The 22470-nt window shown below is 55.7% G+C and carries 18 protein-coding genes; 11 read left to right on the plus strand and 7 right to left on the minus strand.

Going from position 1 to position 22470, the window contains the following annotated elements; genetic code table 11:
- Positions 1-226: FAD-dependent oxidoreductase (locus ABX962_RS06835; RefSeq protein WP_372717834.1), on the minus strand; the 226-nt coding region annotated here is incomplete at its 3' end.
- A gap of 138 nt (positions 227-364) precedes the next feature.
- Here ABX962_RS06835 and ABX962_RS06840 point away from each other — a divergent pair.
- Together ABX962_RS06840 and ABX962_RS06845 are read left to right on the plus strand one after the other, a co-directional pair.
- Entirely contained in the window at positions 365-1525 is a 1161-nt protein-coding gene (locus ABX962_RS06840; RefSeq protein ID WP_372717836.1) for an aminotransferase class I/II-fold pyridoxal phosphate-dependent enzyme, read from the plus strand.
- Between the two features lie 693 nt (positions 1526-2218).
- A complete protein-coding gene (locus tag ABX962_RS06845) occupies positions 2219-2515 on the plus strand; it encodes a hypothetical protein (RefSeq protein ID WP_372717838.1) in 297 nt (98 codons plus the stop codon).
- A 49-nt stretch (positions 2516-2564) separates the two neighbouring features.
- Here the strand turns inward: ABX962_RS06845 and ABX962_RS06850 are convergent, their stop codons facing one another.
- The gene (locus tag ABX962_RS06850; protein WP_372717840.1) at positions 2565-5006 is read right to left on the minus strand and encodes an ATP-binding protein; all 2442 of its coding nucleotides are present in this window, start codon (positions 5004-5006) and stop codon (positions 2565-2567) included.
- Positions 5007-5261: 255 nt separating this feature from the next.
- Between ABX962_RS06850 and ABX962_RS06855 the strand changes: the two genes are divergently transcribed.
- The 4 genes from ABX962_RS06855 (at position 5262) to ABX962_RS06870 (ending at position 9286) form a co-directional block, all read left to right on the plus strand.
- A complete protein-coding gene (locus ABX962_RS06855) occupies positions 5262-6101 on the plus strand; it encodes a purine-nucleoside phosphorylase (protein ID WP_372717841.1) in 840 nt (279 codons plus the stop codon).
- A 103-nt stretch (positions 6102-6204) separates the two neighbouring features.
- A complete protein-coding gene (locus ABX962_RS06860) occupies positions 6205-7080 on the plus strand; it encodes a purine-nucleoside phosphorylase (protein WP_372717843.1) in 876 nt (291 codons plus the stop codon).
- Positions 7081-7238: 158 nt separating this feature from the next.
- Positions 7239-7994 (plus strand): tributyrin esterase, encoded by a 756-nt coding sequence (locus tag ABX962_RS06865; protein ID WP_372717845.1) that lies wholly within the window; start codon positions 7239-7241, stop codon positions 7992-7994.
- Between the two features lie 173 nt (positions 7995-8167).
- Positions 8168-9286, plus strand: coding sequence for a hypothetical protein (locus ABX962_RS06870; RefSeq protein WP_372717847.1), 1119 nt, complete (start codon positions 8168-8170; stop codon positions 9284-9286).
- On the opposite strand, the gene ABX962_RS06875 is transcribed toward ABX962_RS06870, so the two are convergent.
- Positions 9283-11277, minus strand: coding sequence for an NAD(+) synthase (locus ABX962_RS06875; RefSeq protein WP_372717849.1), 1995 nt, complete (start codon positions 11275-11277; stop codon positions 9283-9285). The genes ABX962_RS06870 and ABX962_RS06875 overlap by 4 nt on opposite strands.
- Before the next feature lie 164 nt (positions 11278-11441).
- Here ABX962_RS06875 and ABX962_RS06880 point away from each other — a divergent pair, with 164 nt between their 5' ends.
- The 5 genes from ABX962_RS06880 to ABX962_RS06900 all read left to right on the plus strand — a co-directional run bounded on the left by ABX962_RS06880 (position 11442) and on the right by ABX962_RS06900 (position 16405).
- The gene (locus ABX962_RS06880; RefSeq protein WP_372717851.1) at positions 11442-12128 is read left to right on the plus strand and encodes a DUF2461 domain-containing protein; all 687 of its coding nucleotides are present in this window, start codon (positions 11442-11444) and stop codon (positions 12126-12128) included.
- Positions 12129-12149: 21 nt separating this feature from the next.
- Complete coding sequence (locus tag ABX962_RS06885) at positions 12150-14090, plus strand: sulfatase-like hydrolase/transferase (RefSeq protein WP_372717853.1); 1941 nt, start codon at positions 12150-12152, stop codon at positions 14088-14090.
- 195 nt (positions 14091-14285) lie between these two features.
- Positions 14286-15587, plus strand: a complete 1302-nt coding sequence (locus ABX962_RS06890; RefSeq protein WP_372717854.1) for a hypothetical protein — start codon at positions 14286-14288, stop codon at positions 15585-15587.
- Between the two features lie 157 nt (positions 15588-15744).
- Positions 15745-15843: a 50S ribosomal protein bL37 gene (locus tag ABX962_RS06895; protein WP_372717856.1), complete on the plus strand. Its 99-nt coding sequence runs from the start codon at positions 15745-15747 to the stop codon at positions 15841-15843.
- 34 nt (positions 15844-15877) lie between these two features.
- Positions 15878-16405 carry a 3-hydroxyacyl-ACP dehydratase FabZ family protein gene (locus tag ABX962_RS06900; RefSeq protein WP_372717858.1) on the plus strand — a complete coding sequence of 176 codons (528 nt, stop codon included), beginning with the start codon at positions 15878-15880 and terminating at the stop codon, positions 16403-16405.
- 113 nt (positions 16406-16518) lie between these two features.
- On the opposite strand, the gene ABX962_RS06905 is transcribed toward ABX962_RS06900, so the two are convergent.
- From ABX962_RS06905 to ABX962_RS06920, 4 genes are all read right to left on the minus strand, one after another.
- A complete protein-coding gene (locus ABX962_RS06905; protein ID WP_372717860.1) occupies positions 16519-17634 on the minus strand; it encodes a YbdK family carboxylate-amine ligase in 1116 nt (371 codons plus the stop codon).
- A gap of 88 nt (positions 17635-17722) precedes the next feature.
- Positions 17723-18961: a M20 family metallopeptidase gene (locus ABX962_RS06910; RefSeq protein WP_372717862.1), complete on the minus strand. Its 1239-nt coding sequence runs from the start codon at positions 18959-18961 to the stop codon at positions 17723-17725.
- Between the two features lie 78 nt (positions 18962-19039).
- Positions 19040-19924: a D-hexose-6-phosphate mutarotase gene (locus tag ABX962_RS06915; RefSeq protein WP_372717864.1), complete on the minus strand. Its 885-nt coding sequence runs from the start codon at positions 19922-19924 to the stop codon at positions 19040-19042.
- Positions 19925-20089: 165 nt separating this feature from the next.
- Positions 20090-22470 (minus strand): FAD-dependent oxidoreductase (locus tag ABX962_RS06920; protein WP_372717865.1); only part of this gene is annotated, 2381 nt, incomplete at its 5' end.

The following is a 22470-nucleotide window of genomic DNA, read 5'->3' on the forward strand; positions in this document are numbered from 1 at the left end:
ACGCTCCGATCGTCGGCTGCAGAAAGCGAGACGCATGCCCAAACCCGGGCAAAATTCCGCGTGCGTCGGTGTCGTGAGTGACATTGCATCGAGTCCCCCCGGACATCAGGATTTTGACGCCCGTCTTGGTGTTTTTTTCCAGCAGGATGACGTTGGCACCCCGTTTTGCCGCTTCTGCGGCGGCGACCATTCCAGCGGCTCCGGCACCGATGACGACGATTTGCATGAGGGATTCGTGTGAGCAATAAAGGAAGGGAGAGGGGCAACGATGCCGCGTGCCTCGTCTGGCTTGTCGACCCGTCGGGCTTATCATAACCTTGCCGAAACATTCCTACGACGCCCACTCTTTCTTACTGCGCTCGTCATGCCTTCGTTTGATTATCTCGCTGACCGGCTTGCCGAATTGAATTCGCAGCATCGACTGCGAACCCTGGCGGCTCGCCAACCTGAGGGCGTCACGTTCGTGGACGCTTCTGGTCGTCGGCTGATCAATTTCGGCAGCAACGACTATCTCGGCTTGGCGACATCCGGGTTGCCGATTGCGTCGCTTCCCCGCGAGAGTGGCAGCACCGCCAGTGCGCTGGTGTGTGGCTGGACCCCGCTGCATCAACAGCTCGCCGAAACGATTGCGGAACTCGAGTCAACGGAATCGGCCGTGTTGTTCCCCAGCGGTTTTGCCGCCTGCAGCGGCACGGTCGCCACGCTCGCCGAAGCAGGCGACTTGATCCTCAGCGACGCACTGAATCATGCCTCGCTAATCGATGGTTGCCGGTTGTCGCGAGCCGAGTGCGTTGTGTATCCACATCGTGATCACGAATTTGTCGCAAGCGTACTGAAACAGCGGCGGCACGAATTTACACGAGTTTGGATCGTCACCGACGGCGTGTTCAGCATGGATGGTAACGTCGCCCCGTTGGTCGAATTGAGTGACATTGCCGAGCTGTTCGATGCGTCACTCGTTGTCGATGAAGCGCATGGCACGGGGGTATTGGGGAAAACGGGCAGTGGCGTTTGCGAAGCACTCGCAGTCAAGGACCGCATTGCGATTCGAATTGGCACGCTCAGTAAAGCGATCGGATGCCAAGGCGGTTTTGTGGTGGGGCCCAAGGTGGTGACGGACTATTTGGTCAACCGCTGTCGTTCATTCATTTTCAGCACCGCGTTAGCCCCGTCGACCGCGGCCGCCTCGATCGCCGCATTCGAAACACTTAAAAGCGAACCCGAGCGTCGCCATCGAGTGCAGTCGCTTGCGAAGCATGTGCGCGAGCAATTATCGATATCAACATCGTGTGCGATCGAGAACTCGGTCCCGATCGTACCGTTGATCATCGGCGAGGACGTAAAAGCGGTCGCAGCGTGTCAGACGCTTAGCGATGCAGGCTTTTTCGTCCCCGCGATTCGCCCTCCGACGGTCGCGCCCGGCACCGCGCGACTAAGGTTGTCCCTCTCGGCATCGCACACCGACGCCATGGTGGAATCCTTGCTCAGCGCCATCAAAAAGTGTGGCATCCTCAACGTAGGATAGGCTTCCAGCCTGTTTGTACCCCACAACTCATGTCAAGCGAATTGTCACCTTATCCCGATAGGGATTTCAGCAATTAGCCGTAGGTAAGCGGAGCGCCACCTACGGACTCCAACGTTCAACTGCGGTTTTGACCCTGTAAGGGGCACAGCACCGTCATCTGTGACCCCTTCAGGGTCAACGATTATGGAATAATTCGTTTTCCGGTGGTGTTCGCTGCGCTCAAACCACCGGCTAATAGCTGAAATCCCTATCGGGATAAGCTCGTAAAAGTTCTGGGGTAGGATAGGCTTCCAGTCTGTCATCAGTCCTATCTCCCACCGTCTTAGCTGTTTTCACCATTTTAGCCCGGAGGGCGTTACAGTGAATGCCGGTGGCGTCAGCCACCGGATCGTAGCTGCACCGTCCGCAGCAGCCCGGAGGGCGGCACAGGATCGCGCAGTTGTGCCGCCCTTCGGGCTAACGCGGCTGTCTGGGGGCAATCTACCGTGGCCTGACGGCGATGGCAGTGGATGTGTCGTGGAGCACGGCAGTCTCGCTGTTCTCACAGTGCTAGCCCGGAGGGCGTTACAGGACCGCGCAGCTGTGCCGCCCTCCGGGGCTAATGCGGCTGTCTGGGGACAATCCACCGTGGCGTGACGGCCACGGCAGTGAGTGTGGCGTCCGCTGGGCTGCATCCTCGCTACAATGCTGCTCATGAAAACACAACGACAAATCGTAATGGGCATCTCGCTTGACGCTGCAGGGCAGGCGACGATTGATCCTTCGCTGAATGATGTCTTGTTCGACCTTGCTCTGAAACTCGAATCCCCCACCGACTTGCCGGTTGATATCGAACACGTCGTGGCCGCGATCGTGATCGCGGCACAACACCGCCAGCTCGGTACAGATCACGTCGTCACCGCAGACGATGCCGAGCTGATCGAGATTTTGACGCCGCATGTGAAGTCGGTTTTTAAGCTCTACGACGGGCGGCTTGGTCGTGATGAGTAAGAGCCGCCACAGCGGTGAGTATGTTGACGCTATGATCAGCGGCAATGGATCATTCGAACAGCTTGGTGGCAATTCCGGCCGAGTCGACGGACCAGGGGGTCCAGAGGACGATTGGGTCGGTGACTTTCAGGTCGCTTTTTCGCGGCGCGACAACGGTGGTGTCAAGCTGCAAGTTCTTGACGTCAAACTTTTCGCTCAGCACCGCGATCTCTTCTTGTAACTCTTCGTCCAACTCGGTCATCTCCAGTGCCAATTCGCGAGCGGTTTCTTCGGCGCGAGTGACATCAGCCCGCTGCTGTGCCGCTCGACCCACGCCTCGCGCGGCCGTGGACATTTTCGAGACGTTCGTCCGACTTGCTACTTTGTTACCAAGGAACGCGCCTAAGATGGAGGCGCCGAAGGACAGCACCGTCGACAATTTGGCTTGCGAGTACTGTTCTTCTTCCACCGCGATTCGGTCGTTGGCTGCTTTTAACCGTTTGTCCAACGCTTTCATCTTTCCGGCAAACTTGTCGCGAAGTTTTTCAGTTTCCAGATCCCGTTGTTCACGTGCGGCTTGTTGAAAAAATGCTCTCGCTTGTCCTTCATCGAGTCCTCCGGGAGCGTAGCTGCCGATCAACGGACTCTTGTAAAGCGTCATCGCATAATGCCGATACAGGAAATCCTTGAACTGCTTTTCGTAGCTCTTGAATTTCTTGGCGTTTCGCAGGTCATTCGGCAGGTCGCTGAACACATAGGCTTCATCTGCTTGGTCCGAAAGCTCGGCGTCCTCGGGAATCGGCTCGCTCGCCTGCCACAATTCGTCGGGAACTCCGCTGCCACACCGCACGATCAGTTTGACATCTTGCCACGAGTCAAGATCGGCCGATGCGCGGACGTGATGCAGCGTGCCTTCGGCGTAAACGGCGGGTCGGTAAACAAGCCGGCTGCCATCGAGTGCGGATTCAGTGGCGACAAGAAACTTTTCCTTCACACCGCTCGGGACAACCGGGCGTGTCGGAGTCGATGAAGTATCGTCGAGTGATTCAGTTTTGGATTCTTCGCGTTTGTCTTGCAGTTTCTTTTTGCGGTCGGCCATCAGGCGACCGATTTGGTCGCGGGCCAGCGGGCCGGCCAAAAACGACAGTGCCCAGCGAGTTTGAAAGGTGCTCGGTGCGTCATCGTGGACATTGTTCATCAGGAAGACGCGATTGCCGAGTGCCGCCAGTTTCTGTTCCATCGCCGCACGATCGAACGGTTGGCCGGATTGGGCTGCGGAGCCCTCGAGTCCCTCCAGCACCCGAGCCTTGTCACGTTCGGTCTGCAGTCGGCCAAGGAACCATGTGCCGATATTCGAGAGCCCTTTGTAATCCAGGTCGACGGGGTTTTGCGTCGCCAACGTGATCCCTAGACCGAACGCTCGTGCTTGTTTCAGTAGCGTCAACATCGGTGGTTTCGATGGCGGATTGGAAACCGGCGGAAAGTAGCCCGCGACTTCGTCCATGTAAAACATCGCTCGCAGTGAACTGGTGCCGCTCTGGGTTCGCATCCACGCCAGCAGTTCGTTCAGCAGGATGGTGACGAAGAACATTCGCTCGCTGTCGGTCAGATGAGCGATCGAAAGGATCGTGAGTCGCGGTTTGCCCTGGTCGGTGTAAAGCAATTTGGAAATCGATAGCGGTTCCCCTTCGAGCCACGTCGAAAACGCTGGCGACGCAAGCAAGTTGTTCAATTGCATCGCCAACTTGGCCCGATCCGATGAGGACATGAACGAGTCCAAATCGAGCACGCCGACTCGCTGGATCGGAGGTGATTGGATCAATCCGATCAGATCGCCGATTTTGACGTTTTTGCCCTCGCGCCAACAGACATCCAAGATCGACGAGATCAGAATGTGTTCACGCGACAGTAGCGGATCGGCATTGATTCCCATCAATGTCAAAAGTCCCGATGCCGAACCGGTGATCCGTTCACGCATCGCATCCGAGTCGTTTAGCAGTTCCGGTGGCGGTGCATCAAAGCTTTTCAGTACCGTCATTGGGATTCCCGCATTGCTGCCGGGCGTGTAGATGGCAATGTCGACGCTGTCACGGAACTTGGCAATTCGCTCGCCGTCTTGTCCCCAGCTGGCCAGTCCCTTCCGCCACGTCGTTGCTTTGTCGGTCGCCAATTCGTCGAGCGTCATGGCTTTGCGAGTCGCTTCGCCGGAATCGAGCCACGGTTTGAAATCTTCGGGCTGCAGTTCGGGGAACGTCAACAACAGGTTGCCCAAGTCTCCTTTGGGGTCCACGCAGATTGCGGGGATGCCGTCGATCGCGGCCTCTTCCAGCAGCGAAAGACACAAACCGGTTTTGCCGCTGCCGGTCATCCCCACGCACATCGCATGTGTGCACAGATCCTTGGCGTCGTACATCAACAAGTCATCGCTGAGTTTGCCATTGGCAAGATCGTAATGGCGACCGAGATAAAACGAGGCCAGTTTCTCGAAAACATCAGGAGAGGGAGATGACATGGCAAACGTGATGTCCAACGAGTGAGAAATTGAGCAAACGAGAAACTAGCAAACAACAACCGAACTCGATGGATCACGATCACCATCGATTTGGCAAGGGATACTTGGTGCACGTGACGGATCCGTTGTCCGCTCACGCATTGCTAAATCTTAACCGAAAAAGGGATGGTCGCGGACGAGGCTCGGGCGCGCTATGATACCGACCTTCGACTGGCACGCCCTTTCCTCTTCTGCCTCCTTTTTGACGACACTGCCATGCTTGATTTGTTCGACAAGATTGAAGACGCTTGTAAAAAAATTCGAAGTGAGTTTTCTAAAACGCCCAAGGTCGGTATCATCCTTGGCACGGGGCTCGGCGGACTTGCCGAACAGATCGAAGTCGAAGCCTCATTCGAATACGGGGACATTCCCCATTTTCCGACTTCGACGGCAACAAGCCATCGAGGACGCTTGGTATGCGGGCAATTAGCCGGCGTACCAGTCGTGGCCATGGAGGGCCGTTTTCATCAATACGAAGGCTACCCTCTAAAGCAAATCACGCTTCCAGTCCGCGTCTTCAAAGCACTCGGTGCCGAGCTGCTTGTCGTCAGCAACGCGTGTGGCGGTTTGAATCCTTATTTTTCAAACGGCGACATCATGGTCATCGAAGACCAGATCAATTTGATGGGCGACAACCCTCTTATTGGTGTCAACGATGATCGATTGGGGCCTCGCTTTCCCGATATGTGCGAACCGTACGATCAACAATGGATCGATCGAACGATGGAACTGGCTCGCCGCGAATCGATTCCCATTCATAAAGGCGTCTTCGTTGCGGTGACCGGGCCGAATCTCGAAACGCGCGCCGAGTATCGTTTTCTGAGAATGATTGGTGCCGATGTTGTCGGGATGAGTACGGTTCCTGAAACGATCGTCGCGGTGCATTGCGGTTTGAAAGTGGTCGGGCTGAGTGTGATTACCGACATGTGTCTGCCCGACGCGCTCAAGCCAGCCGATGTAAACGAGATCATTGCGACGGCGAACGCTGCGGCACCGAAGTTGGAAACGTTGGTTCGTGGGATCGTCAGCGAAGCCGGCCAAGTCCGTATCGCTTAGTGCAGTGAACGTTGATCGCTCCCGCGATCAAAACGGACAAGTCACGGAATGGTTGACTTCCGGCATGATGTTTAGGGGCAACAGGATGCGGCAAAATCTTTCCATGGATGAACTCTCCAGCGCGAGCCGGTATCTCGATCATGTCGAGCAGGCGGCTGAGTTTCTGCGTGCCCGTTCGGACCTCGTCCCAGCCGTGGCAATCATTCTCGGCAGCGGGCTGGGCGGGTTGGCCGAGACGATCCAACATCCGATTGCAGTTCCTTTTCCTGATATTCCTGGGTTTGCCGCGTCGACGGCATCGGGGCATCGCGGCCAATTGATTTTCGGAGAATTGGAACAGACCCGCGTGGTTGCCATGGCGGGTCGTTTTCATCGCTACGAGGGTTGGAGTCGAGCAGAGGTCTCGTTTCCCGTGCATGTGATGGCACGACTCGGCGCGACGCAGTTGGTGGTCAGCAATGCCGCCGGCGGAGTGAACCCAAAGCTGAACGTCGGCGATATCGTGGTGATTCGCGATCATCTCGACTTTATGCGAGGCGGGTTTCAGGCTGTAAATTCGGCCTCATCAATTTGGAAAGTTCCAGCGGACGTTCCCGAGGTTTCGCCGCTGCGTCATGGCGATGTTTATGATCGCGAGTTGTCCGCGATCGCGATGCAGGCGTCACGCGAGAATAACTTCGCCGCTTACGAGGGGACTTATTTGGCGACGCTTGGCCCCAATTACGAAACGCGGGCCGAGTACCGAATGATGCGGCGAATCGGAGCCGATGTGGCTGGAATGAGTACGGTTCCCGAGGTATTAGCCGCTGCGAGCTTGGGAATGCGAACGTTAGGGTTGTCGATGGTCAGCAATGTAGCCAACCCCGATTCGGCGATCGCTGCGAGTCATGACGAAGTTCTTGCCGCAGGCCGTGCCGCAGAAGGTAAAATGGAAGCGATCGTCCGCGCGGTATTGCGAAATACGCTTCCGCATTCGTAGTTGCGTGCAGGTTAATGTTTGGCTTATACCAAACGAATCTCGCCGTTCCGCTGAGTAAAATAGTGGCAGGACGCGAGCCCTCCGGTTCTGTCCTTCCAAAGATTTCGTCGCGAAGCATTACCGCGTCTCCCCACAATCAAAAAACAGAGTCATTCTTTATGTCTGCCGATGAAGCTGGATCATCGCTAAGCGGTGCACTGCCGCCGCCGACGCATCAATTTTCGATGCAATCGATGAGCGACGCCGAATTGATCGCGGCGATTCATTCGGTGCCGACGTTCGCGGACCCCAATGTACTTGCTCAGATCAAAATTGATGGGGCCAACGGCCAGCATGCGGCGCTGATGCGGCTGAATCATCCCGTGCGTATTCAGATCGAAGGATCGCTGGGTGATTATGCGTATGCTTACAATGCCGAAACCGACATTCGCCAAACCGGCAATGTCGGCCATGGCGTGGGCGAGGGGATGCGAAGTGGAGCGGTGCGGATTCGTGGCAACGCGGGCGTTGGTGCAGGCGCGGCGATGACTGGGGGAACATTGGCGATCTATGGTGACGCGGGCGACCGCTGTGGCGCGGGGATGCGGTCTGGAGGCATCTTCGTTCGCGGCGATGTCGGTCATGAAGTTGGCGTGGGGGCGATCGGCGGCATGATCGTGATCGGGGGCGATGCAGGTCGGAATTTGGGGGATGCGATGAACAACGTTTCGGTCTTTATTCGCGGCAGCGCCGAAAGCTTGGCCGACGGGGTGATCGAGGCTCCGCTGCGTAAACGTGAAATGTTGCGGCTCGGATTGTTGCTGATCAATGCATCGATCCGCGGCGATGCGAAAGAGTTCCGTCGCGTGGTTCCCGAAGCGATGCTTCGCGCCGAAGAGGCACGACGCGGCGAAGTCGCACCGAATTGGCGTTAGCACTTCGTGAGCCGAACACGCTAGCGTCGGGCCACCGGTCGGTATAACGTTAGCAAGATAACGCCTGCGGCTAGCGCCGTCGGCTCACGAATGAGGGAAAGTCGAAGAGATACGACAGTCGAATGAGTAGGCTTCATCAACACAGTTAGGTTTGTCAGGACGGAACGCCCATCATGCAATTGAATCACCGACTCGCGCCGCTGCACCTGTTGCCGCCTCCGGTCTTTACCCCCTGGACCGGATCGCTGGTGGATTCACATCGAGGGACGATCTCGCGAAAGCATGGCGAGGACATCGCGTTGCCCTTGCCGCTGTTTTGGTACGATCCGCCGTGGTACCAAATCACGATGGAGCAGGCAGACAACTTGGCGGTGGCGGTCGGTGAGCTCGATATTTTAGTCACCGCGATGCACAGTGATCTGTCGGGACCGCAAACCGAATCGATGTTCCACGCCGGACGCATGGTCGAACCTGAGGATTCCGACAACTCACCAACCCATCGTCGTTACCGCAGGATCGTTCCCTACCGATCGGAACGGTATGGATTAACCGTGACCGATTTTGATGCTGCCGATGTGGTGGATCTGCGTTTGATGATGGCTCGTGATGTCTCAGGACGGTTCGCGTATTCGCCGGCTCAGATCCAACGCTGGGAAGCCGCTCCGGCGACGTCGCCGATCGCTGGTGGGGGGTGGGTCCCGGCCGCCACATTTCCACCCGATGTGGCGTCGATGCAGCACTTGAAATCCAAGATTGACCAAATTCGTCGGTTGTCCGAATCCGCTGCGGTCTTCGTCTCGATGGGGCCATACCGGATGGGGGACGAATTGCCAAAATTGCTCGCCGCTGAGCCGGATGGATTGATCCTACGGCTCGACGAAATCCAACTCGAAGGACTCGAATTGGCAGCCATCACCCGGCGTGCACGCCAGATGATGAACGCCGAAAAATGTTCCGAGATGCCACTCTGGGTGGTGCCCGGAGCGATCACGCCCGATGATGCCGTCAAGCTCGTCGCCCTCGGGGCTTCCGCAGTTGCGATTGATGATTGGTGCAACAATCTGGTCATGCAGACGCGAGATTCACAAACGACAAGCATGGCGGCGACGAAACTGGATGCCGCGCACAAATACGATCCACGCTGGGGTGATTTCGTCAAAGATCATTTGGGTGAATTGACGGACCGCTTCTTGGGGCTGTTTGAATCGCTGCAAAGCGTCAGCGAAAATGAGCGACTCGGCAGCTTTAGCGGCACGTGGGCAAAAGTGCTGGGCGTAGAGGGGTTGCGTTAGAACGCGTCACTGTCCGCATCGCTGGGCATCCGCCAATCGCCGCGGGGCGACAAACTAACCGATCCCACTTTGGGGCCGTCCGGAACACAGTTGCGTTTGAATTGATTCTTGAAAAAGCGATCAAAGAATGTATCAAGCGTGGCATCGATGTCGGCGTGGGAGTGCGGTTGATCGAATTTTGCATGTCGGGCCAAAAATCGAATGCGTTCGCGATCGCAACCGTAACGAACAAAATGATACAGAAAGAAATCATGCAATTCGTAGGCGCCAATTGACGCTTCGGTTTCCTGACGAATCGTGCCATCGGCTGCCGGTGGCATCAGTTCAGGCGAAATCGGAGTGTCCGCGATTCGGTGCAGCAATTCGGACACTTCGTCTTTGAAGTAATGATCGGCTGCGTAGCGAACCAGGAATCGGACCAGCGTTTTCGGGATCGATGTGTTGACGTTGTACATCGACATATGATCGGCGTTGTAGGTGGACCAACCGAGCGCCTGTTCGCTCATGTCGCCGGTGCCTAGCACGAATCCACGGTTCATCAGCAACATCGTGCGAATACGAGCTTGCACGTTTTCAAATTTTAAATCTGCGGCGTCGTGGGGCACACCCAGAAATGACTTTTGAAGTGATTCGGGTGTGGTGTCGCGATCAATCTTGATGCCCAACGGTCGGTGATCGAGAGCACGGAACGTATCGAGACACAGTTGGCGAATGTCGATCGTTTCACCCGTGATTTCCGTCAGTTCAATCAAACGGTCCGCACTGGTTTTTGTGTGCTCGGTCGTCCCATAACCGGGCATCGTGATCCCACAGATGTCGCGGCGAGGCAACGCCATCGCGTCACAAGCTCGCAGTGCCACTAGCAGCGCCAGTGTGCTGTCCAGCCCGCCGGAAATACCGATCGCGAGCGTCGTTGTTTTGGAAAGCCGTGACAGTCGCTTGCATAAGCCGGCTGCTTGGATTGCAAAGATCTCTTCGCAGCGTGCTTCCAGTTCACTGAACACTTTCGGCACAAACGGATGCGCGTCGATGTTTCGCACGAGGTCGGGAGTGCGAGGCAGCGGGTCGGTCTCGTCCTGTTCGATTTCGATCCAGCGATACGCGGTTGACAGCGTTTGTTTTCCGTCATCAAACGATCCGGTCACGCGGCGATCGTGAGTCAGTTTGGCTAGATCAACATCAACGGTGACCATGGTTTCGCTCTCGTGCGTGGCAGCGGGTTGATCGGTGATCGTACGAGATTCGTCCAAAATCGCTCCGTTTTCCGCGATTAAACAGTGGCCACCGAAAACCAGATCAGAACTGGATTCACCGGGGCCGGCCGAGGTGTAGGCGTAGGCAGCGATACAGCGGCCCGATTGGCTGCGGATCAAATCGCGTCGCCACTGGGCCTTGCCGATCGTCTCGTTGCTGGCCGAAAGATTCACCAGCACGTTGGCACCCGCCAACGCGGCATGGCTGGACGGAGGAATTGGCGTCCAGAGGTCTTCGCAGATGTCGATTCCGATCTTGGCTTCGCCTTGTTGGAACAACAAATCGGTTCCAAAAGGAATCATGCTGCCATGTAGTTCGAGCCATTGAGGGTCGCTCGAGGATGCGGCGCGAAAGTGTCGGCCTTCGTAGAATTCACGATACGTGGGTAGAAACGTTTTTGGCACAATGCCCTCGATTTGGCCGTTGCAAAGCACCGCAGCTGTATTCATCAGCGAATCGTCAATCGCAATCGGCAGTCCCACGATCACCGTTTGGTTGGGACGCTGGCGTGTCGATGCGACCAAGGTTTCCAAGGCATCGAGCGTCGCTGTCTGCAGCGAATCGGTCGCGAATAGATCGCCACAGGTGTATCCGGTCAGTCCCAATTCGGGAAACACGATCAAGTCCGAATCACAGGGGGCCATCAACCGCATCATCGCGGCAGCGTTGGCGGCAGGATTGGCGACGGCGACGACTGGGGATGCGACCGTGATCCGAAAGAAACCGTGAGCAGACAAATCGAAAGGCCTTTGAAAATGGAAGATCGGCTCGTTGGGGAGTCTCACGATTTTACTCGCCAATCGCCACCGAAATAATGGGGAGTGTGCGGGTGAGGATGAATTCCATTAAAGTCAGTCACTGAATCTGATCAACGACGTTTCCCCCCACTGATGATCTTTGCATGCCACAGCCCGTGATTCCCCAGGAATTGTTTCGTTTCCTGCGTGAACTGCAATCCAACAACCATCGTGATTGGTTCAACGAAAACAAACTTCGTTACCAAACCGAGGTGCGAGACCCCGCAGTGGAATTGGTGCGGCAGCTCGATAAACCACTGGCTCGGTCGGCACCGATGCTATCGGCGATCCCGAAATCACACGGCGGATCGGTGATGCGTATCTATCGTGATACCCGATTCAGCAAAGACAAGACGCCCTACAAAACCAACGTCGGTATCTCGCTGCGGCATCAAGCGAACACGAATATCCATGCACCTGGCGCTTACATTCATTTCGCCCCAGAGGAGTGTTTCATCGGCATGGGCAGCTGGCGACCAGAGCGAAACGTGTTATCGGGCATTCGCCAAGCGATCGACGCAAACCCCAAAGCATGGGTGAAAGTGCGTGATCAAAAAGCGTTTCGCCAGCACTTTGAGTTTACCGGTGAGAAGTTAAAGACAACGCCTCGCGAGTACGACAAAACGCATCCGATGATCGATGATTTACGAAGGATCGATTTCATTGCGGTCGCGCCGCTGAGCGAAGCGGAAGTGACCAGTCCCGAGATCATCAAGATCTTGATCGATCGCGTGCGTGCCGCACGGCCGCTGATGCGATTTCTGTGCGATGCGATTGATGTGCCCTACTAACATTTTCAGTCAGGGACAAACATGAAGGAACAAGACAATCAAGATCGCGAGCGGTGGTACCAATGCGTGGTGCTGGCGATCCTAATTGTTTTGGGGACACTGGTCATTGGCATTCTGTATCCTTCGTCAGTTTCCTCGTCGCCAGTATCAATGTTGGTTTGGATTTCGATTCACAGCTGGATCGCTTTGCAAACATTGGTCTTGATCACCCCTGGTTTTTTGGCCGCGTGGCTGCTGCGTTCTCGCTTGCCACGTTTATGGGTTGGCATCGGTTTCGGATGGATGATCATCGTTCCGGCTGGCGTGCTGCTTGATGCGATTGCATTCCGCTGGATTTCGGACCGCTTTCTTTCCACGAAAATTCTACGAGTCGCAACCGACTTGCGTGGCAGTTTGATGGCTCACGCCCAGTGGAAATCGGTCGCTCCGACGCTGTTTTGGTGCATAGGGTTTGCCGTGGTAGCGATTGCTGTGCTTTGGGTCTCCAGACCTGTCGCTCGAATCTGCATGCGGCATCGGATGGTCGCTAAGTGGGGTGTGAGCATCGCGGGTGTTTGCGTTTGCTTGTTCTCGTTGCTGGCAATCGTGGATTGGCAAACCACGGCGAATCAAATGCGTGCCGCTTCAACTCGGCATCCTTGGGTTGTGTTCCGAATCATCGACTCAGACGACGTGACGGCGTCTGAAACCAATTCGCGGTTCGCTTCGGTGCCGCTTGTGATTTCAAAGAATGGCATCGATCAGCGGAAAGTCCAGCAGCGTTTGGCAGGGCTGGATTGGGATGCGCTCGATGCACGCGACGAGCCATTTCCGGATGTGGTCGTGGTGGTGCTCGAGTCCTTTCGTCATGAGATGGTGGATGCAGACATCATGCCCAACTTGTCTTTGCTGGCCAGCGACGGAGTACATTGCCGCAATCATTTTTCGGGATCCAATGCATCGAATTTTGGGATGTTTAGCCTGCTCAATGGATTGGAGGCAATTTGGTTTGAAGAACCAGTCCGCTACAGCCCGCTGATGAATCGGTTGTTTCGCCAAGCCGGTTACACATTGGGGCTGTTCGCCAGCCATGATGATTGGCGATTATTCGCGATGGATGGTTTCCTGAACGAACAACAATTTGATGTCTTTCGCTGTGAACCGAAGGGTTGGAGCGAAGTGGACAAGCGAACCGTTTCCCGCGCGACCGCGTTTCTGAATCGCGAGGACTTGGCGGACGACGAATCGACGTCGCCGCGATTAGCCGTGGTCTATCTCTACACCACCCATGCCGATTATCGCGGTGATCCCGCGGACGAAGTGTTTCAACCGGCGGCGGATGATTCCTTTCCCATTCCGTATCTGCCGCCGCAACGCGATGCGGTTTGGAACCGCTACAGAAATTGTGCACGTACCGTCGATCGATTGATTCGTCCGCTATTGGACCGCAACCGGGTGGTGATCGTGACCGGCGATCACGGTGAAGCTTTTTTGGAAGATGGCACGTGTGGTCATGGAACAAAATTGAGTCGCTATCAAACGATGACACCGGCGATTGTGTATGCTCCCGGCATCAAGCCCGAGCGAGTCGATCAGCCAACGATGCACGCGGATTTGCTACCAACCCTGATCGCATTGACAGATCTGCCGATGAGTGATTTCAGCGTGTTTGATGGCAATCCAATTGCGAGCAAAAAAGAGTTGAATAAATCTGATTTGAAGGAGCGAGTTTTTATGGTTCGCGATTACTTAAGCGACGAAGCTTTGTTTGTGGGACCTTGGACCACGTCGACTGAATCGAAGCGGATGTTTGGAATCGGATGTCGAGTGTCGCTTGGCGACAATCGCGTTCGCGTCACCACTGCGATCAGCGAATCGGGTGACATGGTGACCGATTTCTCGGAATCCCAGACCACTTCGAATAAAAAAATTAATTCGCAAATCCAGCAGGAATGGTTAAAGAAACGGTTCGATCGAGGCTGAAAATCTTTGGCGACGTCGCCATTCTGACTTATTCGTCTTTCTCTGAAACCTTTGCTTCGCCTAGACTGCCCGCGTCGACTTGTCGGTTTGCAAGCGCCCGGTGGCAATGACTGTCATCAATGATTGCAAGCGAAAACGACGAAGCGATCGATCACGGAGTCGAAACTAGTACGGATGCTACGGGAGTGCAGCGGCATGGAAGCCGGATTTTTATTGCGACGTTTCGTAATCGTGGCGGTTGGTTTTGCAGTAACCTTTGGGATTGCTAGCTCATCAAACGCGGCGAACTTTCGGACTCAAAACTTCTTGATCCAAGCTCCGGATGCTCATTTGGCGCAGGCCGTGGGCGAAGCCGCCGAACGTTATCGCAACGACTTGGCGACTTATTGGCTCGGGGCTCCCTTGCCCCCATGGCCCGTCCCCTGTCCGGTTCGCGTCGTCTCGGGGCCGCGTCTAGCAGCCCAAGGCGTGACGACGTACAACCGTTCGCCGGTTCGTGATTTCCAAATGGAAGTCGTCGGAACGCCAGAGCGAATTCTCGACAGCGTTCTGCCTCACGAAGTCACCCACACGATTCTCGCCACTCACTTCGGTCGCCCGCTGCCACGTTGGGCGGACGAAGGAATCTGTACGACGGTCGAGCATGACTCGGAACGTCAAAAGCACGAAGCCAAACTGCGAGAGTTCTTGGGAACTCGCCGCGGTATTGCGATGAACAAGCTGTTCCTGTTAACGGAATATCCAAGCGATGTACTGCCGATGTACGCCCAAGGTTACTCAGTCTGTCGCTTTTTGATCGAACAAGACAGCCCACAAACGTTCATTAAGTTCTTGCATGATTACATGCAGCACCCGTCGTGGACGGCAAATATTCGCAAACATTACGGCTACGAATCGCTGGCCGAACTGCAAGATTATTGGCTCGCCTGGGTCGCCGCAGGTAGCGGTCCGGTGGAAAAGTTTGCTAAACGGGACCTCAATAACCGAGGCCCCAATAATGGCGGGTCGAACATCGATGTCGCTGCTAACCATGCGTCTGGCAGTAATGCGATTGGCAACAATGTCGCGATCAATTCGCCGTCAAACTCGCGAGGACCGACAAATTCGCCCGCGGGCAGGTTTACCAGTCCTGGCGGCGTTCGTCTCGCTCAACTCGAAACCCCCTCTGCGTCCGCATCGCCCGCCACCGCGCTGGCCAGTACACAGCCTAGCGGCTGGTACGAACGACGCAAATTAGAGGGCGCGGGGCAAGTCCGGCCGATCCAAACCAGTCAGCCTGCGGCGATCGACGTCGCCGGTTCGATGGCGTTGGACCGCTTAGTGCCCCCCTCGGTTCGCGACAGCAGCCCCTATTCGGCGGCTCAACCGCAGCCGGAGCAATCGTTTTCGCGAAGCGGAATCGCACTGCGTCCGATGTCTCCCGCTGCTGCTGGGCCGGTTTCCAGCTATCCCGGTGGCTCGGACATTCGCCAGCCGCCGCGGTCACTTCTGCGGTAGTCAAATCGCGGTCAAGTATTCCTGAAAAACCAGTCGATACGAAGGTTTTTGGGGATGACTACCAAAACAACGGCAAACATGCTATTTTCTCACACTCAATAAAACTCGGTGAGAGAATTCTCCGTCAATATTACGCTTTCCTCGATTGCATCGATTCATGGCTAAACCACATCACAAGCTGAAAAAAGCTAACCACGGACAACGTCCGGCTAACGCAAAAGCTCGTAAAGCAAAGCGTCGTAAAGTTAAAACCTAATCTACCGCTGCCCGCACAACTAACGGAGCAGTTCGTGGCTAAAAGCGATCTTATCGTCGATTTGGCACTGTTGGACCTCGAAAATCCGATTGCGGATATCGAGGACATTCGCAAGCTAAATCCGCAACGTTTCGAGATGGAACATCTGACCGGTATCCTCTATGAGGACACCGAACGCTTGGTGTGCGCCGGTTATAAAGATGTCACTGAAGACGAATTTTGGGTGCGTGGCCATATGCCAGGCATGCCGATCATGCCTGGAGTGATCCAGCTTGAAGCGGTCGCTCAGCTGTCGAGCTACTTTACCCAGCGACACGACTTGCTCGGTGCCGCGATGGTTGGCTTTGGCGGTCTAGACGAGGCTCGCTTTCGCGGCGTTGTCACCCCCGGCGACAAGCTGATTTTGCTAATCGAGCTGCAAAAAGCACGTCGCGGACGTATGATCGTCGCCAAATTCCAAGGCGTCGTCAACGGAAACCTGGTGGTCGACGGTATCCTGCGAGGCATCCCGATTCCGATCGATTCGGTCAAAAAACATCTCGCGTCTCGCCAATCACAGTAGCGAGGGCCGGCGTTTCGTGCCTTTGAGGGGCTGACCGCCTTTATGCTGCCGTCTCCCGTGAATTCACACCGGTGCCAGTCCCAGTCACCGGCCTGTTCCAGTCTCGAGACTGCTCAGACACGAGACTGCTCGGTCAACTGGCGGACCATTTCCGCTGCGTCATTGGTCTGCTGAAAGATCGCGCGCTGGCATTCTGACCAGCCGTTTCTCGCTGCGATCTCTTTGACATAACCCAGTTCGCTTTCACAGCCCAGATCGACTGCGACGTCGCGTAGTTGATCGACCAATCGGCAAGCGATTGTGACTACGGGTTCGACGCGATAGTCACGCGTGTTGACCAAGCTAGCCGAGCTGCCGAACCGCGCCGCTCGCCATTTGTTTTGGCGAACCATCATCGGATGGCAGTCAAATTGGTAGGTTCCCTCGTCAATCTCGTCGCTCAAGTGTTTGACCAAACATTGGATCAGCGCTGCCAACCCACACACCGAATCGATGTCGCCGGGCATGTCGCAGACACGGACTTCGACGGTGCCAAAATTGTGATGCGGCCGCACATCCCACCAAATCTCGCGGATCGTGTTGATAAAGCCGGTTTCGACCATGTGGTTGACTAACCAAACATATTCGCTCCAGTTCCGCATCAGCGTCGGCAATCCGGCGGTGGGCAATCCTTCCATCAATTTTGAACGATGCGAATGCAAGCCGGTATCACGTGTTTGCCAATAGGGGCTGCTTGTCGATAGCGCCAACAACAACGGCAAGTATTGCATGATGCGGTCGCAAATCATCACCGCCTTGTCGCCGCTATCCACACCGACATGGACGTGTAGTCCAAAGGTGATCATCCGGCGTGCGAGCTCTTGTAGCAATTCAAGCAAGTTCATGTACCGCTCGGTTGGCGTGACTTGCTGATTCTCCCAGCGGCTGAAGGGATGAGTGGATCCCCACCACAATCGCATGTCCAGCGAATCGGTGGCACTTTGCACTTGTCGGATTTTGCCTAGCAGGTCCTCCCGGACCTCTCGCACATCGCCACACACTCCGCTGATCACCTCGACGCAGCACTGCATCAATTCGGGTTTGATCGTCGTGTGTAGTTGCTCTGGAATTCGCTTGAGCAGCGTTTCACAGCCGTTAACAAGTTCCATCGTACTGCCATCACAGAGTCCCATTTCGATTTCGACGCCGAGAGTATGGGTCGGGTTCGAGTTAAAGTTTAACTTGGCCATGGACGTCGTCTCCGCGAGAATCGTTACGAGGAACGGGGATAAGCGTTGGCGGTGTCATTGCGAAACCGGCATCGCAGCGTCATTTTCGCTATGCGTTTTCGGTGGGAATCGGGGTGCGATTCGGGTCGAAGTAAGCGATCACCGAGGCGGCGAAAAGTTTGGCACCAACCATGATCGCTTGCTCGTCGATGTCAAAAGCAGGAGTGTGTAGCGGAGCATGGCCGACTTGATCGCCTGCGACGCCAAGGCGAAACATGGCTCCGGGAATCTGTTTCAAGTAATACGAAAAGTCTTCGCTGCCCATGCTCGGTTCGTCGATCCATTCGATTGCACCGGCGGTGAAGGCTGCGGTGGCGGTATCGGTCAATAAGTCGACCAGTGAGTCGTCGTTGATCACCGCGGGGGCTGAAAAACCAAGTTCCATCTTGACTTTACAGTTGTTTTCAATCTCCGTTGCTCGGCAGACATCTTCGAGTGTTTCCAAGGCGATTCGTCGCGAATGAGCATCTAGCGAACGCAGCGAACCCGATAACGCAGCCGAATCGGGAATCACATTAGTGCTATGTCCGGCGTGCAGTTCGCCAACGGAAAACACGACGGTTTGGTGAGCGTTGACGGTGCGTCCAAGCCGACGAAATGCGGATTGCACCCAGTGCGTGATCGCATCGATCGGGTCGTTCGTTAGATGCGGGCGGGCGCCGTGGCCACCGTTGCCCGTGATCGTGACATGAATCGCATCACAAGCAGCGGTCAATGTGCCGTGACGCAGTCCAATGCAGCCCACCGATCGTGTGGGATCGACATGCAAGGCCAGGATCGCATCGATGTCTCGTAGTGCGTGATGATGGATCATGTAGCGAGCCCCCGTCGCTAATTCTTCGGATGGCTGCAAGATCGCACGTGCTGCTATCGGCCAGGGCAAACGGTCTGCTTTGTGCATCGCTGTCAAAATTTGCATCGCGGCGACGACCACGGTCGCATGGACATCGTGCCCACACGCGTGCATCACGCCCTCACACGTGCTGCGATAATCAACCGCCTTGGCATCGCTGATCGGTAAGGCATCAATATCACCCCGAATCGCAATCCAGCGATTGGGGTCGTGTTTGAATGTCACTAAATCCGCAGTCAAGCCGCGTTTATCAATCGGGATATGCGTCGGCAATCCAAGCTTCGTGAACGCGCAAGTCAAATATTCGGTCGTTCGATACTCGGAATCCGAGAGTTCGGGGTTCTGATGCAAGTAGCGGCGCATCGAAACCCAGTCTGCATGCAGAGGTTTTGCGACCTCGTTCAGTTGCGGTAGCCAAGTTTGTGAGTCAGTCATAGCAGTGGGTAGAGCAATTGGGATGCCAGTTCGTGCTGATTTATGAGCAAGATAGCCAGGGAGCCTATCCCACACGTTCTACGGGATGATTGACACGTCTGCTGTCATCACATGCGACTCGCCCGGTTTCAATGTCCTGCTGTACGAGCCTACATTGGCAGTTTCGATACAGGCCATCGATGTCCATTCGTCGTTGCCAAAATCGGGCATCGCGGCACTCTTGCTGATCCACGGATTCCAGACGACGGTGCATTGCGAATTGGATTTCGAGACTTGAATCGACCGTGCCATCGCGGGGTCACGCAAGATGCAGGTCGAGGTGGTGTCGAGGTAAACGCGGTCGCATTCGCCGTTGAATTGGATCGATTCGTCGGTCGCTGGTTTTTCTCTCATGCCGTCGACCTTGTCGATGTACGCAGCCGACTCGAGGCCTTCGATTACCACTTGATGAACGTCTTTGACGGCGAGGTAGGTGTGAAGTGCTTCTTCGAAGGATGTCGTTGCGTTTGCTTGATCTGACAATTTCACTGCCAGCGACATGCCGAGCGAGCGACCGAACGTGACGGTGTACGTCAATTCGAAATCGTCAATCGTGTTGCGGAGCGTCAGCAATACATCGCCATCCTCGTTGTTTTCAGCAGCAATCAGCTTCCACGTCCGAATACGCGCATAACCGTGCCCCGGAGCACTCGGGTCGGATGCATTGGGGCCAAACCAAGGAAAGCAAATGGGGACGCCGCCGCGAATCGCCTTGCCCTCGGCGAATACCGATTCTTGGCTCATCCACAGCACGGGGGATTTGCCGCAGGGCTGAAAGTGAGTGATGTGGGCACCGTGCAAATAGATCTCGCCATCGCAACGGTCGGTGTGGACGATCACTTTGACAAGCCCGCCATTTCCTTCGGCAAAGCGGACTCCGGCGACGGAGAATTGGGACGACAATTGGTCAACGCGGGTTTGCATGTTGAATGCCAAGGAAACGAGTTAGAAACGCTGGAACGAACGTAGCGAAACTCGTCAAGAGTTTCAGCTCGAAGGTGGATTTCCCAAAGCAGGCCTTTGGTTGTCCTTCCGCATTTCAGTGTACCCGCTGAATCGCAACACCGCGTGGCTTCATCGTCGATTCCGCTACTGGACCGGCACGGCAAGCAACCAATTAATCGTTGTATTGCCGCCACCGGCGGGTGTGCCTAGTGTTAGCGTGAGGCGGCTATCGGTGACGTCGACGTCGGTCATTGTCTCGTGAAAGACGCCGAGAGAAGTGGCGACGTTTTCGGTGACCACGATGTTCTCGATTTGCAAATTCTGTCCGGGCTGTTCATGTCCGGCGTCACCCAAGCAAATAAATACCCTCCATTTTCCGTTGTCGACTTCACACTCCCAGACGTCTTGAGTGCGTGTGAAGACAAAGCCGTCCCGCAAAGGTCCGAGGTTGGTTCCACGCAATCGTGTGTTGCCTCGCAAATCCTTCTGCCAACCGAACCCCGCTTTTGCAGAGAATTTTCCACCTACATCGTTGATGAACGGCTCAGTGGCGGAGCCATCTGCTGATGTGAAGTTGATCGCGACGGTTTGGGCTGGGTACGCAGAAAGCTGCGGAGGATTGCCATCGTTCTCCGGCGATCGCTGCCAAGAAACCGTCCCTCGCGTGAAGGGCAGGGGGTCTTCGGAATCGAGTATCCCGTCATCGTCGGCATCCCATTCGTTTTTGCGGATCGGATTGGGAATGGGGTGTGATTTCAATTGATTCCACAACGAAATTGCAACGTCGCGGCGTGTGTCCGTGGTGGCGAATTCAAATTGCGTTGCGGGATAGCCAGCGTGGACGAGGCCGTCCGTGACCCGCTCGGTCCATGAAACGGTTGCGATTTGGTCGGGTTGAAACGCCGTGTCGGTGGGACCGAGGCCGAGCAGTCGACGGAGTGCAAGCTGTTGGATCGCGGCAAAGCCGTCGTCATAGGGATCGGTATCTGAAAACGGCCAAATGACGAGCGGTGCTCCGCTGGCGGGTTCCAGCAGTCCTTCCCAGATCTCGGCAAGTTGATCGGGGCGAAGGTAAATCGTGGCCGGATCGACGTGGTTACGCAGGCTGACCGCGGCGACCGCGCCACTGGCTTGACCGGCATGAATCGATTGATCATGCAGCCGACATGACGAGCCAACGATACTGGTGTAACCCAGGTTCTTTTGTGCACCGAGCAGTCCTTGGATTCGATTGGGTACCAGTGCGCGAAGCGGAAAGATGGCGCGTCCGGTTCCGCCACGACCAAAGCGACGGTTGCCTCGAAAGATGGCTTCCCACGGCCCCGCGTTTCCATCGTCGCTCAGCCAAGATCGCTGAGTCGGATGGAAATCCTTTTCGAATTGCCACGAGAAAACAGCATCGGGGAACATCGTGGTCGCATAGCTTTCGTAGCCACCAAATCCCTCGACCTCCTGTTCGCGAATGATGTGACGAGAGACAAGCCGAAGGCTCTCGCGGACATACGGTTTCGGAGGCAAATGATCGGACGTCCCGAATTCGTCGCTCAGCGCCATGCGGCGGAACTTTGGAAAGTTGGTTTGGAGATGGTAGTAGTAGCGAAGCGAGTGACGCTTGGCATCCTGGAATACGATCTCGCGCTGCGCCGGCGTCATTGCAACGAGTGTTTTCTTTGAAGCACCCGCTTCGGTCTGTTCGAGTTCACGCACCACGCTGGATGGCAGCGAGTCGAGCGGGTAATCGATTTGAGGTGAATTGATCAGCAACACATCCGCGTGGTCAATCTCCGCGAATCCTTTGCCGTCGACTAATCGCCGCGTCGTATAGGCAAATTCCTCATCGATCCATCCCCACGTTCCGGTGAAGTAACGAGGGTCGTACGTCGTCGGTTTGGGATACAGCGACTCTTGGGCCTGTTCGACAAGGATCATGCAGTAGGTGATCGGTGCCAAATCTGTTGTCGGTTGATTCGTTTCGGGGGCGCTGGGTTCACCCCATTCTGCTTTTGCATCAATGCCACAGTCCCAGCTTGCACCGGATGCCTTGATGACGTCGCCCCAGTCGCTGGCGTCGATCGTCATGCGGGCGTGAACGATCAGCTTGTGCGGTTTTGTGGCTGCATCCGTCGCCACGAACTCAACTCCGCCAATGGTATTGTCATCGACGATGGCACTCGAAACACGGTAGCGTGAGTAACGCTGGATTTGGCCCGATTGCTCATACGGGGCAAGCAGGTCGCGAAACACTGACTCCGAAACCACCGGGCGTGCCGTCGTGATCACGCGAGTGTTTCCGGGACGCTTGATGCCGCCATAGAGTTGGGCATTTTTAGCTTCGATCGCGTCGATCACTTCACGAAAAATGCCTGATCGAGGGATAGGCACCGTTCCGTTGTATTGATGAGCACGGTTTTCATCGATCGCACCGAGTCCCTCGGCGCTGAATTGACCACCGAGCCAATCGATGTCATTGACCAGAACGATGTTTTGTACTCCCATGCGGGCAGCCTGAACCGCCGCGGCACAGC

The sequence above is a fragment of the Novipirellula sp. genome (assembly GCF_041583735.1).
Lineage (GTDB): Bacteria > Planctomycetota > Planctomycetia > Pirellulales > Pirellulaceae > Novipirellula.

What these genes read in the sequence shown, in the direction of transcription:
- ABX962_RS06885 (WP_372717853.1), top strand. Translation starts at nt 12,150, where the DNA reads ATGAAGGAACAAGACAATCAAGATCGCGAGCGGTGGTACCAATGCGTG.
- ABX962_RS06915 (WP_372717864.1), bottom strand. Translation starts at nt 19,924, where the DNA reads ATGCAAACCCGCGTTGACCAATTGTCGTCCCAATTCTCCGTCGCCGGA.
- ABX962_RS06860 (WP_372717843.1), top strand. Translation starts at nt 6,205, where the DNA reads ATGGATGAACTCTCCAGCGCGAGCCGGTATCTCGATCATGTCGAGCAG.
- ABX962_RS06895 (WP_372717856.1), top strand. Translation starts at nt 15,745, where the DNA reads ATGGCTAAACCACATCACAAGCTGAAAAAAGCTAACCACGGACAACGT.
- ABX962_RS06855 (WP_372717841.1), top strand. Translation starts at nt 5,262, where the DNA reads ATGCTTGATTTGTTCGACAAGATTGAAGACGCTTGTAAAAAAATTCGA.
- ABX962_RS06910 (WP_372717862.1), bottom strand. Translation starts at nt 18,961, where the DNA reads ATGACTGACTCACAAACTTGGCTACCGCAACTGAACGAGGTCGCAAAA.
- ABX962_RS06870 (WP_372717847.1), top strand. Translation starts at nt 8,168, where the DNA reads ATGCAATTGAATCACCGACTCGCGCCGCTGCACCTGTTGCCGCCTCCG.
- ABX962_RS06850 (WP_372717840.1), bottom strand. Translation starts at nt 5,006, where the DNA reads ATGTCATCTCCCTCTCCTGATGTTTTCGAGAAACTGGCCTCGTTTTAT.
- ABX962_RS06865 (WP_372717845.1), top strand. Translation starts at nt 7,239, where the DNA reads ATGTCTGCCGATGAAGCTGGATCATCGCTAAGCGGTGCACTGCCGCCG.
- ABX962_RS06880 (WP_372717851.1), top strand. Translation starts at nt 11,442, where the DNA reads ATGCCACAGCCCGTGATTCCCCAGGAATTGTTTCGTTTCCTGCGTGAA.
- ABX962_RS06905 (WP_372717860.1), bottom strand. Translation starts at nt 17,634, where the DNA reads ATGGCCAAGTTAAACTTTAACTCGAACCCGACCCATACTCTCGGCGTC.
- ABX962_RS06840 (WP_372717836.1), top strand. Translation starts at nt 365, where the DNA reads ATGCCTTCGTTTGATTATCTCGCTGACCGGCTTGCCGAATTGAATTCG.
- ABX962_RS06845 (WP_372717838.1), top strand. Translation starts at nt 2,219, where the DNA reads ATGAAAACACAACGACAAATCGTAATGGGCATCTCGCTTGACGCTGCA.
- ABX962_RS06890 (WP_372717854.1), top strand. Translation starts at nt 14,286, where the DNA reads ATGGAAGCCGGATTTTTATTGCGACGTTTCGTAATCGTGGCGGTTGGT.